11 protein-coding genes and 1 tRNA gene are annotated in these 16,396 nt (G+C 52.3%); 7 read left to right on the top strand and 5 right to left on the bottom strand.

Annotated elements, in window-relative coordinates:
* The first annotated feature begins 72 nt into the window (after window positions 1–72).
* The 3 genes from FH871_RS19005 to FH871_RS19015 all read left to right on the top strand — a co-directional run bounded on the left by FH871_RS19005 (window position 73) and on the right by FH871_RS19015 (window position 5,639).
* Complete coding sequence (locus FH871_RS19005; RefSeq protein WP_138992986.1) at window positions 73–1,065, top strand: aspartate-semialdehyde dehydrogenase; 993 nt, start codon at window positions 73–75, stop codon at window positions 1,063–1,065.
* A gap of 242 nt (window positions 1,066–1,307) precedes the next feature.
* Window positions 1,308–4,019, top strand: a complete 2,712-nt coding sequence (locus tag FH871_RS19010; protein WP_138992987.1) for a TonB-dependent receptor — start codon at window positions 1,308–1,310, stop codon at window positions 4,017–4,019.
* Between the two features lie 12 nt (window positions 4,020–4,031).
* Entirely contained in the window at window positions 4,032–5,639 is a 1,608-nt protein-coding gene (locus FH871_RS19015; RefSeq protein ID WP_138992988.1) for a M28 family metallopeptidase, read from the top strand.
* 122 nt (window positions 5,640–5,761) lie between these two features.
* Here the strand turns inward: FH871_RS19015 and FH871_RS19020 are convergent, their stop codons facing one another.
* The gene (locus FH871_RS19020) at window positions 5,762–6,178 is read right to left on the bottom strand and encodes a helix-turn-helix domain-containing protein (RefSeq protein WP_138992989.1); all 417 of its coding nucleotides are present in this window, start codon (window positions 6,176–6,178) and stop codon (window positions 5,762–5,764) included.
* A 616-nt stretch (window positions 6,179–6,794) separates the two neighbouring features.
* Here FH871_RS19020 and FH871_RS19025 point away from each other — a divergent pair.
* Window positions 6,795–7,838 (top strand): NAD(P)-dependent alcohol dehydrogenase, encoded by a 1,044-nt coding sequence (locus tag FH871_RS19025; protein WP_138992990.1) that lies wholly within the window; start codon window positions 6,795–6,797, stop codon window positions 7,836–7,838.
* A gap of 27 nt (window positions 7,839–7,865) precedes the next feature.
* On the opposite strand, the gene FH871_RS19030 is transcribed toward FH871_RS19025, so the two are convergent.
* Window positions 7,866–8,804 (bottom strand): sugar phosphate isomerase/epimerase, encoded by a 939-nt coding sequence (locus tag FH871_RS19030; RefSeq protein WP_138992991.1) that lies wholly within the window; start codon window positions 8,802–8,804, stop codon window positions 7,866–7,868.
* A gap of 5 nt (window positions 8,805–8,809) precedes the next feature.
* Window positions 8,810–10,099: a Gfo/Idh/MocA family protein gene (locus FH871_RS19035; protein ID WP_229317388.1), complete on the bottom strand. Its 1,290-nt coding sequence runs from the start codon at window positions 10,097–10,099 to the stop codon at window positions 8,810–8,812.
* Window positions 10,100–10,327: 228 nt separating this feature from the next.
* Here FH871_RS19035 and FH871_RS19040 point away from each other — a divergent pair, with 228 nt between their 5' ends.
* Complete coding sequence (locus FH871_RS19040) at window positions 10,328–10,753, top strand: hypothetical protein (protein ID WP_138992992.1); 426 nt, start codon at window positions 10,328–10,330, stop codon at window positions 10,751–10,753.
* A 120-nt stretch (window positions 10,754–10,873) separates the two neighbouring features.
* Here the strand turns inward: FH871_RS19040 and FH871_RS19045 are convergent.
* Together FH871_RS19045 and FH871_RS19050 are read right to left on the bottom strand one after the other, a co-directional pair.
* Window positions 10,874–10,957 (bottom strand) — tRNA-Leu (locus FH871_RS19045).
* Between the two features lie 132 nt (window positions 10,958–11,089).
* Window positions 11,090–12,502 (bottom strand): MBL fold metallo-hydrolase RNA specificity domain-containing protein, encoded by a 1,413-nt coding sequence (locus tag FH871_RS19050; protein ID WP_138992993.1) that lies wholly within the window; start codon window positions 12,500–12,502, stop codon window positions 11,090–11,092.
* A gap of 149 nt (window positions 12,503–12,651) precedes the next feature.
* Between FH871_RS19050 and pbpC the strand changes: the two genes are divergently transcribed.
* Complete coding sequence (pbpC, locus tag FH871_RS19055; protein WP_229317390.1) at window positions 12,652–14,997, top strand: penicillin-binding protein 1C; 2,346 nt, start codon at window positions 12,652–12,654, stop codon at window positions 14,995–14,997.
* Window positions 14,998–15,150: 153 nt separating this feature from the next.
* Entirely contained in the window at window positions 15,151–16,311 is a 1,161-nt protein-coding gene (locus tag FH871_RS19060) for a Gfo/Idh/MocA family protein (protein WP_138992994.1), read from the top strand.
* Window positions 16,312–16,396: the final 85 nt, after the last annotated feature.

Genomic DNA, 16,396 nt, shown 5'->3' on the forward strand with positions numbered 1-16,396 from the left:
TTCTCTCAGCATTTCTCCGTATTTTTGCACCCAATTTTTAAGACTTGTTTCACTTAATTGATTGGTACAAAAATGAAAATTGCAGTAGTAGGTGCAACCGGCCTCGTCGGTGGTGAAATCCTGAAAGTGCTCGAAGAGCGTAACTTCCCGGTAACGGAACTGATTCCTGTCGCGTCAGAACGCTCGGTGGGTAAACAGATTACGTTCAAGGGTAAACAGGTTACGATCGTGAGCTTTGAGGATGCCATCGCGGCAAAACCGGCTATTGCGATTTTTTCGGCCGGGGGCGGCACATCGCTCAAACTGGCTCCGCTGTTCGCGGAAGCCGGGATTACGGTCGTCGATAACTCCTCGGCCTGGCGCATGGACCCGACCAAAAAACTGGTCGTTCCCGAAATCAACGCTCACACGCTGACACCGGAAGACAAAATCATCGCCAATCCCAATTGTTCGACCATCCAGATGGTGGTGGTGCTGGACCCGCTGCATAAAAAATACGGTGTGAAACGCGTCGTGGTTTCGACCTACCAATCCGTAACCGGAACCGGGAAAGCCGCCGTCGATCAGTTGTTTTCCGAGCGTTCGGGCGATTATTCCAATCCGAAAGTCTACCCGCATCCCATCGACCTCAACGTGTTGCCGCACATCGACGTTTTTCTGGACAACGGCTACACGAAGGAGGAGATGAAGATGGTGAACGAAACCAAGAAAATCATGGGCGACGACACCATTCAGGTGACGGCTACGACCGTGCGGATTCCGACCATCGGTGGACACTCCGAAGCCGTGAACATCGAGTTTGCGAATGACTACGAAGTGAGCGATGTCGTTAAAATTCTGGAAGAAGCGGAAGGTGTCATCGTGCAGGATGATCCAAAAAACTACCTGTATCCAATGCCGCTGACGGCACACGGAAAAGATGAGGTGTTTGTGGGCCGGATTCGTCGCGACGAAAGCCAGCCAAACACCCTCAATCTGTGGATTGTGGCCGATAACCTGCGGAAAGGCGCGGCTACCAATGCCGTTCAGATTGCGGAATACCTGGCTGAAAACAATTTAGTATAACATCCCGTTATATACATACAAGCCTGTCGGCCTTAGGCTGACAGGCTTTTTTCTTTATAGCCCCATCTACTCAAGTCTATACGTCTAATCCCGTTCATTTTCGATGAATTCCGGGAATTACGCACCGGTTTACCTGCTAAAAACCGTTCAAACTGGTCCTGTCCGGTAAAGAATGGTTAACGCAGAAAATCCGGGGAGACAGACCTGCTTTATTAAATAGATACAATTTATTTGAACGTTTTATGAAGATCGATTCGGTTGTTTTTTTAGGGATTTGTGCCGTTGGGCTATTGATGGGAACCGTTCAGGCGCAACAACCAGCACCGGTTTCCAATTCGATGGTACAGGCCATCGGACTGGAAGCAGATACGACGCAGCCCGCCCCCCCGACCCGCCCGGACACAACGCAGTATAATTCGGCCGACCGGCCTGATACGGTTCGTTCCACGTCGACACAACCGGTTTTGCAACCCGCCCTCCCGGCTACGAATTCGCCCACATCGACGACCCAACCCGTTGGAACGGGAACAGCAGGCCGTCAAACCACCGCAGATGCACCGGAATCCGTTGTCGGCTCCGGAAAAATCAGTGGAAAACTCCTGACTCCGCAAGCCGGAAAAAATCAACCCGTCGAATTTGCCAGCATCGGCCTGTTCCGTTCGCGGGATTCGAGTTCGGTGACGGGCGCGTTGACAGACGAGAAAGGTTTTTTCCAGATGACCAATCTTGCACCAGACGCCTATTACCTGCTCATTCAAAGCCTGGGTTTTGCAGCCAAACGGGTGCCGCGCATCGTGATCAGTATGGATAAACCGATTGTCGATCTGGGAAATGTTTTGATGACCGAAACCGCCAAACAGCTTCAGGAAGTGGTGGTTCAGGGGCAAAGACAGGCGTATGAATATTCCCTCGACCGTAAAATTGTGAACGTCGACCAGTTGCCCATCGCGCAGGGCGGTTCGGCTATCGATATTTTGCAGAATGTGCCTTCCGTAACGGTCGATGTCGACGGGACGCTGAGTTTGCGCGGCAGCAGCAACATCATTGTCCTGGTCGATGGAAAACCGTCGGGCCTGACAGGTCTGGATCGGCAGGCCGTTCTGGATCAGATTCCGGCCAGCAACATCGAACGAATCGAGATGATTACCAATCCGTCGTCGCGGTTCGATGCCGACGGTGCCGCCGGGATTATCAACATCATCCTGAAAAAAGAAAGGGCTGCAGGTTTCAATGGAAATGTGCAACTGAACGTCGGTACGCGGGATAAATACAACGCGTCGGTTAATCTGAACACACGGTTTAAGAAACTCAACCTGTTCAGCAGCTATAATTTTCGGGCAAACCGGCGGTTTCAATACCGGATCTCGGAACGGCAGAATATTTTTGAAGACTCGATCAGTTATCTGGCGCAACGCAACGACGCCATCCGGAGGAGTGTGAACAACAACCTTCGCGTCGGTTTTGATTACACGCTGTCGCCCCGCGACAACATTACGGCTTCAATTCTCTACCGGCCTGAATACAGCCGCGATTCGGAAGAGGAGAATTTCAATACACTGGATGCGAACCGGGTATCGCTGGGACGAACCCTGCGGATTACCGAAGAAACCGAACCCGAAAGAGGACTGGATTACGTTTTCGGGTATCGCCGGACGTTCGACAAACAGGGGCGGGAACTCACCTTTGATGCCACTACATCGACTAACAAAAGCACGGAATACCAGAATTTCAGCAATACCACGACCTTGCCCGAAACCTTGTTGACGCCCAATTTCCTGATCGGCCAGCAGCGCGCTGACAATGGCCGGGAAAACCGGGTGGCGGTGTTGCAACTGGATTTTGTGGAACCACTCAAAGACAAGAAGAAACTCGAAACCGGCTTGAAACATACCTACCGGCGGCTAGCTTCCGACTATACGTTTGAGAACCTGCTGGACGGCATCTGGACGATAAACCCCGCCATCAGCAACAATTTCATTTACGATGAACGAACCAGCGCGGCTTATGTCAATTTCGGGAACGAGATCAGGAAATTCAGCTACCAGGTGGGTTTGCGTACCGAATATACCAACATCACAACGGATCAGCGGACCACCAATGTGAAAACCCAGCGGGATTATATCTACCTGTTTCCCAGTGTTTTCCTGAACTACAACGCCAGTGAATCGCAGAAGATGCAGGTCAACTACAGCCGCCGGATCAACCGGCCGTCGACCTGGTCGCTCAACCCTTTCATCGACTTGTCCGACCCGCTGAACATCCGGTACGGAAATCCGAACCTGAACCCGGAGTTGATCAATTCGTTTGAAATAAGCCATTTGCTGTATGGAAAAAGCACAACACTGACCTCTTCGCTGTTTTACCGCCAGACAAACAACGAAATTACAAATTACCGGACGCTGCGACCCGATGGTATTACCGAGCAAACGTCGCTGAACCTGAACCGTTCGCAGAATTACGGGCTGGAAGTGGTCGTGACGCAGGATCTTACACGCTGGTGGAAGGTGAACGGTAATTTCTCGTTTTTCCAGCGAAACATCCAGGCCAGTGCCGATATTCCGGGCATTCTGACCCGCACGAACCGGAGTTGGACGGCCCGGGTCACCTCCAACATGAACCCGAAAAAAGGAACCGATATTCAGGTGGCGATGAATTACCGGTCGCCGTTTATCGTGGCACAGGGAACCATCAAAGGCTTCTTTAACGTCGATCTGGGGGTTAAACAAAATATTCTGAAAGGGCGCGGAACGGTGAGCCTGCGCGTCAGTGACATCTTCAATACGCTGCAGTTTCAGAACGAGAGTTTTGGCTCCAACTTTGTGTCGTCTACGCGCAGCAAACGCGAAAGCCGCATTGGATTCATTGGCTTTAGTTACCGGTTGAGCCGACAGGTGGTTCGGGAGAAAGAACGGGATCAGGAGCGGGATGATACGCCGACGGAGAATGAGTTTTAGTTATCTTTAGGCATGATACGACTCTTTCTCTTCTTTCTTCTGGCCGGAAATTATGCTTTCGCCACTGCCGACAGTGTTGCGATTGACGGCAAAGCGTTTGTCAAACACATTCAGGTGCTGGCTTCGGATGCCTTCGAAGGGCGAAAACCGTTTACGGCCGGTGAAAAGAAAACCGTTGACTACCTGAAAACTGCGTTTCAGAAAGCCGGTTTGCAACCCGGCAATGGCAAGAGCTATTTTCAGGATGTACCGATGGTAAACATTGCCTCGACCCCGGCGGAGCCGCTGGTGTTGAAAGGCAAGAACGGCACGGTTTCGCTCGCAAACCTGACCGATTTTGTTGCAACAACACCCCATGTGGAAAATCAGGTGAAAATCACCGATTCGGAACTGGTGTTTGTGGGCTACGGCATTGTGGCTCCCGAATACAACTGGAACGACTACGCGGGTCTGGACGTCAAGGGCAAAACCGTGGTGGTGATGGTGAACGATCCGGGTTTGATCGACAGCACGCTGTTCAAGGGAAACATCATGACCTACTACGGTCGCTGGACGTATAAATACGAGGAAGCAGCCCGGCAGGGTGCGGCAGGCGTTCTGATCGTTCATGAATCCAAAGCCGCCAGTTACGGCTGGTCCGTGGTTCGCAGCAGTTTCTCGAAATCAAAACTGTACTTACAGGCCGCCGACAACAACCGATCGCGGGCGACGGTGGAAGGCTGGCTCACGCTGGATGCGGCCAAAAGCCTGTTCAAGCTCGCGGGCGTCTCACCGGAACTGTTCCGGGAAGCGGGTATTCGGGGTTTTAAGCCCGTCAAACTGGGACTGATGACTTCGCTGGTGATCAACAACCAGATTACGAAATCGACCTCCCGGAATGTGCTGGCCTTGCTGCCCGGCACCGACCGACGGAACGAATACATCATCTATACCTCGCATTGGGATCATCTGGGCAAAAGCGAAGCCATCAAAGGCGATTCGATTTACAACGGCGCGTCCGATAATGCGTCGGGTACGGCGGCTCTGCTCGAACTGGCGGAGACGTTTGCCAAACTGAAAAAGAAACCGTCACGATCCATCCTGTTTCTGGCCGTCACGGCGGAAGAGCAGGGTTTGCTGGGGTCGGAATACTACGCAACGCACCCGGTTTTCCCGTTAGCCAAAACCGTTGCCAACATCAACATGGACGCCTTCATTCCGGTGGGCCGGACGAAAGACGTGGTGATTGTCGGCAAAGGACAGTCCGATCTGGAAGACTACGCGGAGGCTGAAGCAGCCAGACAGGGGCGGTTTATCCGGGGTGATTTCAACCCGTCGGCGGGGAGTTATTTCCGGTCCGATCACTTCAACTTTGCCAAAGTCGGTGTGCCGGCCTTGTACCTCAAAACCGGTGTTCGGTCGGTGAAAAATGGCGAAACCTGGGGAAAAGCCCAATTGGAAGACCATAACCTGAACCGCTACCACGCGCCCTCGGACGAATATTCATCGTCCTGGGATTTGTCCGGCATCCTCGAAGACATGCAGTTGCTGTTCAACGTGGGGTATCGCCTGAGCAATGAATCCACCTTTCCCGGCTGGAAAACCGGTTCGGAGTTTAAAGCCGCACGGGATAAGCAGTAAGGAAGAAAAGAACGAAGGGCCCCGGTTGATGCCGGAGTTCGGGCAAACCGGGGCCGCTTATTTTGTTACAAAACGTACAGCGTTTTATCGATAGCAAGACATTAGAGGATTGGAAAAGGCGGCTAGACGCCGGGAACCATCAGTTTTTTTACAAAGCGACGCAGGGTGTCGTGACTGACGGGTTTGGTTATTCGGTTATTGACGTGTTCTAAGACCCGGTTGTAATTGCCCTGATACATCTGAAAAGCCTGTTTTACTTCTTCTACATGATCCTGGCGGGCTACACTCAACTTGGGCTTCAGACCACGGCCCGGTTTATCGATCAACGCTTCGAGTCCGCCCTGGTTCCACCGATTCATCCAGTTGTAGATACTCCGGCGGTCGACCTGAAACATGCTCACGAGTTCATTGACTTGCATCCCCTGAAAACTGTAGAGAATACACTGACAGCGTCGCCGGAGGACGAGATTATCAGTGGTAGAAATCAGCTGACGAAGCTGCTTCATTTCATCCGGGGTAAGTGCTTTAATGTTTTTCATTGTTCTCAACAGTTTAATTGATGAGATGACTGCGGTTGCGTACCCGATTATTCCACATAGCGGTATCAGATTTTCCGCCCCAGTCTTCTTTCTGTTCACGTTTCATTAAAATCAGAAATACGAAAATATACTGATAAACAGTACGTTAAAAGCGACCGTTCATGTTTATTGGAAAGGTTATATCGCTTTTAAAATATGGGTATTTTTTTCTTATTTAGACTGAATGTAAGCAATAATGGAGTTTTTATAAAATTTTAATAATGCTGTTTTTTTTACTTAAAAAAATATAAATCGATTTAATTATTACAAGATATAGTCCCTGTTTTTAGGAGTTTACCGTATACAATTGGTTACTTAGATATTGGTAAAAAAGATGAAAAGTGGTTTTCTTTTACTAAATAGCCCTAAACCAAATAATCACTTCTAAAAAAATTACAATAGGAATTGAAGTTTGTGCAGGCAATAGAGCCTTGGCTTGCAGTCCGGTTGATTACCGATTGGTATTTAAACCAATTCGGGAAAATCAGGTTGAACAGAAAGAGCCGGTCTCTATTCGCAGGCTCGTTGAACACGGCGAAAGAACCGGCTTTTAACACCCTATTTATTCATCCCTATTATGATTGCAGCTAAAGGATACGCAGCTCAGAATGCGCAAACACCGCTGGCTCCGTTTCAGTTTGAACGGCGCGATGTGAAACCCCACGACGTTCAGTTCGACATTCTCTACTGTGGGGTTTGTCATTCCGATTTACACCAGATTCGGGACGAATGGGGCGGGTCGATTTTTCCGATGGTGCCGGGCCACGAAATCGTGGGGCGTGTGACGAAGGTCGGCGCGGAAGTCACCAAATTCAAGGTGGGCGATCTGGCCGGGGTCGGCTGTATGGTCGATTCGTGCCGCACGTGCGAAAATTGCCGGGAAGGTCTGGAGCAATACTGTCTGGTGGGGAACTCCCAAACCTACAACGGTCGGGAGCAGGACGGCGTAACGCCAACGTACGGCGGGTATTCGAACCTGATTGTGGTCCACGAAGATTTTGCACTGCACGTCTCCGAAAAGCTGGATTTGGCCGCCGTCGCTCCGCTGCTGTGCGCCGGCATTACTACCTATTCGCCCCTGCGGCACTGGAAAGTGGGCAAAGGGCACAAGGTTGCCGTGTTGGGGCTGGGCGGCCTGGGACATATGGCCGTTAAATTTGCCGTGGCTTTTGGTGCTGAAGTAACCATGCTGAGTACGTCACCTTCCAAAGAAGAAGATGCCAAACGGTTGGGCGCACACAAGTTTGTGCTGACCAGCGATCCGGCCCGGGTGAAGGAAGTGAAAGGGTATTTCGACTTCATTATCGATACGGTTTCGGCACCGCACGACTACAACCTGTATCTCTCCCTGCTCAGAACCAACGGCATACACATTTGCGTGGGCGCCCCCCCGACACCGGCCGAAATCATGGGCTTTAGCCTCATCGGCGGTCGGAAAAGCATCGCTGGTTCGGGTATCGGCGGGATACCCGAAACGCAGGAGATGCTGGATTTTTGCGCCGAGCACAACATCGTGTCGGATATCGAGCTGATTCCGATCAAAGACATCCAAAGCGCATATGACCGGATGCTGAAAGGCGATGTGCGCTACCGGTTTGTAATCGATATGAATACGTTATAAAACGGGCGGTTTTCCGGCGAATGAGCCTTAGGCCGTAAAAATAGCGTCCATTTTCTCGCGGATGGTCAGCAGCCGGGTGCGGTCGCCCCCGTTGACTTCGGCCGATGCCCAGCCGGAATAGCCAATCTTTACAAGGGCTTTGTTCACCGCCGACCAGTTGCAATCGCCTTCCAGGAATTCAACGTCGAATCCTTTCCAGAGACCCTCGTCCTGCTGTTTCTTCAGACTGTACTCTTTGACGTCCAGTTTCAGAATCCGCTTGCCGAGGGTTTCAATCCAGTGCGTCGGCCAGCCGTAACGGAGGATGTTGCCCACGTCGAAATACCAGCCCACGAGCGGGTGTTTGAATTCATCGACAAACCGGGCGGCTTCCAGCGGACTGATCAAAAAACCGTTCCAGACGTTTTCGAAGGCAATCTTGACGCCGGTTTTTTCGGCCATCGGCAGCAGCTTTTTTATTTCCTTGCGGCAGCGTTCGTAGGCATCTTCGTAGCTCACATCGGCTTTCACCACGCCCGGAACCAGCAAAACCGTTGTGCCGCCGTACTGCTTCGTGTCTTGCAGCGATTTTTCCATCGCCTTCACGCACACTTCCCGAACCTTCGGATCGGGGTCCGACAGGGGCGATTTCCAGTGGGCCGAATTGACCGTACCGGGCAGTTCCAGACCGGTTTTGTCGCGGGCGTCCAGTACCTCCTTCATGTCGAGGTTGTTGGGGGTGTCCAACTCCACCCCATCGAAGCCCAGGTCTTTCAGCAATTTGAACTTATCGAGTACCGACAAATCCTCTTTCACCATGCCCCATTTCAGGCTTTTCTTCACCATCGGCGTTTTAAGAGCCGGATTAGAAACCGGATTGACGAACGGGGCGGAAACCGATGCAATCACATGAGGTGCGGATTCAATAGCGGCAAAACCGCCTACAGCGGCCAGCGAGCCGTTTTTCAGAAATTCTCTGCGTTGCATGGTTTTCAGGAGAAAGAGGTAATACCGGGTCGGGCGACTTCCGCAACCGGGGGCTTCATATCAAAACTGTAGGTGTCCGGGCCTAATTTTTCGGTAGAATTCATCGCTTCATCCCAGGTGATCCGACGGCCGGTATAGGCCGCCATGCGCCCCATGATGCCAAGCAGCGTGCTGTTGGCCATGTATTCGCCCTGGTTGATTGGTTCGCCCTTCCGAATGGCCGCAAACAGTTCGTCGTGTTCTGTCTGGTACATGTCGTTGGCAACCCCCGCATATTTCCATTTTTTCCGCCCGGTGATCTCGTGTACGTTCCGGGACACGTTGGCAACGGCCCGGCCTTTTGTTCCCAGGGCCTCGCACATGTAACTCCCCTCGCAATTGACCTGCTGGCGGCTGAAGTGGAATCCTTTGGCCCCGTCTTCGTATTCGTAGGTAATGGCAAAGTGGTCGTAAATGTTGCCGTAGATCGGTTCCGTCCGGACCTGACGGCCACCGGTTCCGGCTGCCGAAAGCGGCATTTTGTCACCAAAGGCCCACGACATCATATCGACGCTGTGAATCGCCTGCTCAACCAGGTGGTCGCCCGACAGCCAGGTGTAATAATACCAGTTCCGGAACACGTATTCGGCGTCGGTCCAGCCCGGTTTTCGGGGGTGCGACCAGACGGTGCCGGTGTTGTAGGTGTTGTAAACGGTAAGCACGTCGCCAATGGCACCGTCCTGAATTTTCTCAAACGTGGCCCGTTTGGGTTCATGAAACCGCCAGCAGAAGCCCGAGAGGAGCGAGATTTTCTTTTCCTTCGCAATTTTAGCCGCTTCCAGCACCTTGCGGACGCCGGGTGCATCGACGGCCATCGGTTTTTCGCAGAAAACGTGTTTTCCGGCCTGCACGGTGGCCATCAGGTGTTCGGGGCGGAAATGCGGGGGCGTTGCCAGAATGACCACATCCACCCCTGACTCCAGCACTTTTTTATAGGCATCGAATCCCACGAATTTATGTTCTTCATCGACTTTGACCTTGTCGCCGTGGATTTTCCGCAGATTATTGAGCGAGTCATCCAGTTTATCCTTGAAAATATCGCCAACGGCGTGCAGCACCACATTGGGATCGGCTTTCAGCGCCTGGGCGGCTGCGCCCGAACCCCGGCCCCCGCAGCCGACCAGGCCGACTTTGAGGGTGTCGGTATTGATACCGGCAAATGAACGTTGGGGGTGCAAAATAGTGACGGCGGGTAAAACGCTGCTGGCCAACGCCATGCCAGTCATTTTTAAGACGTCTCGACGGGAAGTACTCATACGAAAGTGGTTTAGGATCTTGGGTAGAAAAATCGGTGAAGATTTTCCCTGAAAGATAGCCAGTCCAACCGGGAAAGTCAAAAATCGGACGGTTTTCGCCTTTCGAAAGGCCATTTATCCAACCGGTTTACCTCTCATCCAATAGGTTGCAATAAAAGGTACTATGTTTTGCACAGTAATTAAAAAGATTTTTATATTTGGTCCCTTCACGCTAAACCAACAAATCTGATGAAAACGATCCTCTTCTCTTTTTCCCTGCTTTTCAGTGCCGTCCTCAGCTTTGCCCAGTGCGACAAGGAGGTGAAACTAATCACTTCAAAAACGGAGTACCTGGATGCCGCCGGTGTGGTTCAGCGGACGGTGGACGAGCAAAGTACCATTGACATTGGTAAAACCGACATCTTAATAGTACCCGGTAATGCCGATCAAAAAATGAACGGCACCATTCAGTCGACGACCTGCACCTGGAGCGTTCCGTACAAGGAAGGGAAATCCGTTATCAAGGCACTTTTTGCCAAGGAGCCCGGTCAACAGATGCATGTCACCATCACCATTGAAGGGGAAGAGGGCCAACTCACATTCCTGATGGAAATTGCCGAGATGCCGGATCGAAAGATTCGGGTGTGGGTGGAGGAGTTTGGGGAGAAGAAGTGAGGGGAGGGGATTGACGCGGAGGTCACTGGTATATACTGTAACTTTTGTATCATCGTTACGAGTGGCATTTGAGACTAAAAACAAAAAACCCGTAATCGAAAGATTACGGGTCTAATGCTGTGCCGAAGGCGAGACTCGAACTCGCATGAACTTACGTTCACACGCCCCTGAAACGTGCGTGTCTACCAGTTTCACCACTTCGGCATACATTCCCCAGATGGGATTGCAAAGATGCAGGGTTTTGATTTTCTATGCAAGTCGTCGCTACAGATTTTTTACGGTTTCTACGTTTTTTTAGGTTTCAAACGGCTTTTGCCTGCGCTTTTTACAAACCGCCTACAATTCCACCGACTCATACAGCGCTGGAATGTAGACATTCTGGAAACCGGCACTCTGGAGTTTCTGCCGGAAAACCACCTGCCGGTCGTATTCGCCGTGGACCAGAAACACCTGTTTTACCTGCCCCGCATCCTGACACGACAGAAATTCGAGCATCTCCCGGTAATCGCCGTGGGCACTGAACGAGTCCATCACCTCCACGTCGGCTTTTACCAGAAACGTTTCGCCAAAGATTTTTACCTGCGAATCGCCCCGCTTCAAGGCCCCTCCCAGCGTTTCCGGGCCGCAATAGCCCACAATCAGAATCGTGCAGCGTGAATCTTCGATGTTGTTTTTGATGTGGTGTTTGATGCGTCCGGCTTCAGCCATGCCCGACGCCGAGATGATGATGCAGGGTTCGTCGCGGTCGTTGATGGCCTTTGATTCTTCCACATCCGACACATAATGCAGGTTCGGGAAGGCAAAAGCATCGCCGTCTTTTTCGATGTAGGCCAGAATCTCCGGGTTGAAACATTCCTCGTGGGCTTTCATCAAATGCGTGGCTTTCACGGCCATCGGACTGTCGATGTACACCGGCAGACGCGGCAGTTCGCCCCGGTTTTCGAGCTGGTCGAGCGCATACACCAGCTCCTGCGTCCGGTCGACGGCAAAAGCCGGGATGATGAGCTTGCCCCGGCGCACCACGCAGGTTTCGTGCACAATCCGGAGCAAATGCGCACTCATATCGACTTCCGGCTCGTGAAGTTTGTCGCCGTAAGTCGATTCGCAAAGAATGTAATCCGCCTGCGGAAAGGGTTCCGGCATTTTCAGTATCTTGTCGTGCGGCCGGCCAATGTCGCCACTGAAAAACAGGCGTTTTTCCACCGGATCGCCGTTGGGAGCGGTTTCGTGGACGGTCAGGCTAATGGCCGCGCTGCCCAGCAGGTGGGCGGTATCGGTAAAGACTACGCTGACTTCGTCGCGGCTGAGCCAGAACGTTTCGCCATATTCGACCGGTTTCAACAGTTCCAGGGCGCGTTCTACATCGGCGGTTTCGTACAACAGTTCGAGCAAGGCGCGGTCCTGCTTTTTCCGGCGTTTGTTGATCCGCTCCAGGTCCTTTTCCTGAATGTGTGCACTGTCGAGCAGCATAAGCTGGCAGAGATCGGCGGTGGCGGGTGTGCAGTAAATCGGGCCGGTGAAACCCTGACGAACCAGCCGTGGAATCAATCCGCAATGATCGATGTGGGCGTGCGACAGAAGGAGGTAATCGACGTCGGAGGCTTTAAACCGGAAATCCTGATTGAGATCGTCGGTATTGATGCCCTGGAACAAACCGCAGTCGAGCAAAATGCGTGTTCCGCGTTGGGTCGTAATCAGGTGTTTACTGCCGGTAACGGTGCGGGCGGCACCAAAAAATTGAATTTTCATCTGAAAATGGGTGAAAGAGTGAAAGAATGAAAGTGCGAAACCGGAACTATGGCGTAGAGGATAACGGCTTTCATTGCCTGGATTGCTTGCTGAACGGATAGCGGTTTTATAGAACTGATTTTTAAGGTGCCGGGTTAAGGGTTTGCATATTGGAAAAATTACTTCATATCGCCAAAAAATTCTGGAAACGACGCGGGGTAAAAGCCCTGATTGCGTTCGTCGGGCTGTTGCTGGGGTTGAATCTGCTTTTCCCGCTAAGAGTCCGTCCGCGGTATTCAACGGTTATTACAGCCGCCGACGGCACCATTCTTAACGCGTTTTTGAGTGACGACGACAAATGGCGTTTGGTGACGGAACTGAACGAAATCACGCCGGTGTTGCGAAAAACGATTTTACACAAGGAAGACCGGTTCTTTTATTATCACCCCGGTTTTAACCCCTTATCGATGGCGCGGGCGGCTGTTCGCAACCTGACAACGGGCCGCCGAACCTCGGGGGCTTCCACGATCACCATGCAGGTGGTCCGGCTGCTGGAACCCCGAAAACGGACGTACGCCAGCAAAATCGTCGAAGTATTCCGGGCCATTCAACTGGAGTTTTTTTATTCCAAAGACGAGATTCTGCAGCTGTATCTGAACCTGATTCCGTATGGCGGGAACGTGGAAGGTATCAAATCGGCGTCGATGCTGTACCTCGGAAAACCGCCCCAATTGCTGAGTCTGGCCGAAATCACGACGCTCACGATCATCCCGAACCGCCCTTCGACCCTGCGGCTGGGAATCAATAACAAGCTGATTGTGCAGGAACGAAACCGCTGGCTGAACCGCTTCCGACAAACCGGGCTGTTCACGTCCGACGCCATCGTCGACGCCCTGGCCGAACCGCTGGAAGCACACCGGCGGGCCTTACCGAAACGGGCACCTCATCTGGCGTTGCGGCTGAAAAAAAGCCAGCCCGATCAGCCAATCATTCACACGTTGCTGCGGCCCAACCGACAGGCGCAGGCGGAGCAACTCGTCGCCAATTACGTCGGGCGGGTGCGTTCGATGAACATTCACAACGCAGCGGTTCTGGTGGTTAATAACGAGACGATGGCGGTGGAAGCCTACGTTGGTTCGGCGGATTTTGCGAATGGCTACGACGGCGGGCAGGTAGACGGTGTCCGGGCGGTGCGGTCGCCGGGCAGCACCTTGAAACCGTTGTTGTACGCCGTGGCGTTCGACAAAGGACTGATGACGCCGAAAACCGTCCTGAATGATGTGCCGACGAGCTTTTCCGGCTACGAACCCGAGAACTATGACCGGCAATTCTACGGCCCGATCACGGTGGAATCTGCGCTGGCCAACTCGCTGAACGTTCCGGCGGTGAAAACGATGCAACAGCTTGGCACACCGACGTTTATCAATTATTTGAAAAAAGCTGGTTTTGAGACCATCAAAAAACAGTCGAAAGGGCTGGGTTTGTCGGTCATTCTGGGCGGTTGTGGTGTCACGCTGGAAGAACTGACGAGGCTCTTTGCGGCTTTTGCCAACGGTGGTCAGATGAGCAACCTCAACTTTATGGCTCCCCATGCGAATGAAAATCCCGCGAAAAAAAGCCGCCTGATTTCGGAGGATGCCGCTTTTTTGATTACCAATACGCTTACCCAAATCACCCGCCCGGATTTGCCGAATAACTTTGATAACAGTTATCATTTGCCACGCATCGCCTGGAAAACCGGTACGTCCTACGGTCGGCGGGATGCCTGGAGCATTGGCTACAACAAGCGGTATACGGTGGGCGTTTGGGTCGGTAATTTTTCGGGCGAGGGCGTACCGGAACTAAGCGGAGCAAACATTGCCACCCCATTGTTATTCAGTATTTTCAACGCCATCGACTACAACTCGACCAGCGGCTGGTTCCGAATGCCGAAAAGTCTGTCGATGCGGCAAGTCTGCGCCGAAACCGGCGACGTGCCGGGTGAATTCTGTGCGCATAAAATCGTTGATTACGCCATCATGGGCGTTTCGCCCTACCACCGCTGCCAACACCAGAAAACCGTCTGGACCAACCCGGCCGGAACGCTGTCGTACTGTGCCCATTGTTTACCCGAACAGGCCGGTTCGGAAACCGATCCTGCCGTTCAACGGTTTTACCCGAATCTCGCGCCGGAACTGATTGCTTTTTACGAAAGCCGCCGGATTCCGTACCTGAAAATACCGCCCCATAATCCGGCCTGCACGCGGGTGTTTGCCCAACAGGGGCCGCAGATTGTGAGCCCGAACGACGGCAGCGAATATTTTATCAATCCGCACCAGCCGCAACAATTGCAACTGAGTTGTCAGGCCGACAATGAAGTGAAGCTGGTCTACTGGTATCTGAACGATAAACTTTACCGAAAAGCCGCCCCAACGGAGGGCGTTTTCTTCAGTCCGCAACCCGGTTCGCTCAAAATTTCCTGTGCCGACGACAAGGGGCGAAATACCGACATCCGGATTTCGATCAAAGCCGAATGAGTTGTCTGGTTAATTTTACGGAACCGCCTTTCAAAACAGCTATACTTCATTAGATTTGTGCAACTTATGATGGGAGGTGTGACAAGGGACTTGGATCTTGTCACACCTCTGATTTCTTTACTCTGGTAGTATTTCTCCTAAAACCATTCTGGCATGAATTCCAACCGTCGTGATTTTTTACAAAAACTTTCGAAAGGCATTGGCGCTTCGGCGCTCGCTTCGCCCTTAGCCGGTTATGCGGCTTCGCTGAATCAGCAGGATGAATTTTCCCGCATCAACACGCTCGTTTCGCATCTGGGCGAACCGCTGCGGCAAGGCCGTAAATTGGGTATGGCGCTGGTCGGCCTGGGAGGGTACGCCAAGAATCAACTGGCTCCGGCTCTGCAACAAACGCAGCACGTTCGGCTGGCCGGTATTGTGACTGGAACGCCTACCAAAGCAGAAGAATGGATGGCTAAGTACAACATTCCGAAAGCGAATGTGTACGACTACAAAACGTTTGACCGCATCATCGACAACAAGGATATTGATGTGGTTTACGTCGTTTTGCCGAATTCAATGCACGCGGAATACGTGATTCGGGCGGCCAAAGCCGGCAAGCATGTGATTTGCGAAAAACCGATGGCGATCACGGTGAAGGATTGTCAGGATATGATCGATGCCTGTAAGAAGGCCAACGTGCAACTGGCCATTGGCTACCGGCTCCACTATGAACCTTTCACGCAGGAGATGATGCGACTGGGCCGGGAGAAAGTATTCGGCAACCTGAAATTTCTGGAAGCCAGCGACGGTTTCAAGGCCGGTGATCCAAACCAGTGGCGGCTTAAAAAAGCGATGGCGGGTGGTGGCCCGATGATGGACGTGGGCATCTACGCCATTCAGGGCGTGCGGCTGGTAACGGGTTTGGAGCCGATTTCGGTGACCGCCCAGTTTGCGCCCAAAACCGATCCCCAAAAATTCAAGGATGTGGAAGAAACGATGTACTGGCAGTTCGAATTTCCGAACGGAATTACTTCAACGTCGACTACCAGTTACGCTGCGGGCGTCGAGCGGTTGTACGCGTCGGCCGAAAATGGCTGGTTCGAGTTGCGCCCCGCCTTTGGGTACGGTCCGCTGAAAGGGATGACCAGCAAAGGTCCGATCGATAAACCGGTGGTCAATCACCAGGCCATGCATATGGACGGTATTTGCAAGGATCTGATCGACGGCAAACAACTGCCGAAGCACATCACGGGTGAAGAGGGAATGCAGGACGTGAAAATTATCCAGGCAACGTACCAGGCTGCCGAAACCGGGCGGAAAATCAAAATTTAAGGATTTATTTTGCGGAGTTGAGCGGAGAACATCAGAGGGACGCAGAGAAAACTCTGATAAACTCTGATTTCCTCCGCTTAACTCT

This window comes from Larkinella sp. C7, assembly GCF_006149005.1.
GTDB lineage: Bacteria > Bacteroidota > Bacteroidia > Cytophagales > Spirosomataceae > Larkinella.

Excerpts from the sequence above, each read along its gene's own strand:
- FH871_RS19005 (WP_138992986.1), top strand. The coding sequence starts at position 73 with ATGAAAATTGCAGTAGTAGGTGCAACCGGCCTCGTCGGTGGTGAAATC.
- FH871_RS19010 (WP_138992987.1), top strand. The coding sequence starts at position 1,308 with ATGAAGATCGATTCGGTTGTTTTTTTAGGGATTTGTGCCGTTGGGCTA.
- FH871_RS19015 (WP_138992988.1), top strand. The coding sequence starts at position 4,032 with ATGATACGACTCTTTCTCTTCTTTCTTCTGGCCGGAAATTATGCTTTC.
- FH871_RS19020 (WP_138992989.1), bottom strand. The coding sequence starts at position 6,178 with ATGAAAAACATTAAAGCACTTACCCCGGATGAAATGAAGCAGCTTCGT.
- FH871_RS19025 (WP_138992990.1), top strand. The coding sequence starts at position 6,795 with ATGATTGCAGCTAAAGGATACGCAGCTCAGAATGCGCAAACACCGCTG.
- FH871_RS19030 (WP_138992991.1), bottom strand. The coding sequence starts at position 8,804 with ATGCAACGCAGAGAATTTCTGAAAAACGGCTCGCTGGCCGCTGTAGGC.
- FH871_RS19035 (WP_229317388.1), bottom strand. The coding sequence starts at position 10,099 with ATGAGTACTTCCCGTCGAGACGTCTTAAAAATGACTGGCATGGCGTTG.
- FH871_RS19040 (WP_138992992.1), top strand. The coding sequence starts at position 10,328 with ATGAAAACGATCCTCTTCTCTTTTTCCCTGCTTTTCAGTGCCGTCCTC.
- FH871_RS19050 (WP_138992993.1), bottom strand. The coding sequence starts at position 12,502 with ATGAAAATTCAATTTTTTGGTGCCGCCCGCACCGTTACCGGCAGTAAA.
- FH871_RS19060 (WP_138992994.1), top strand. The coding sequence starts at position 15,151 with ATGAATTCCAACCGTCGTGATTTTTTACAAAAACTTTCGAAAGGCATT.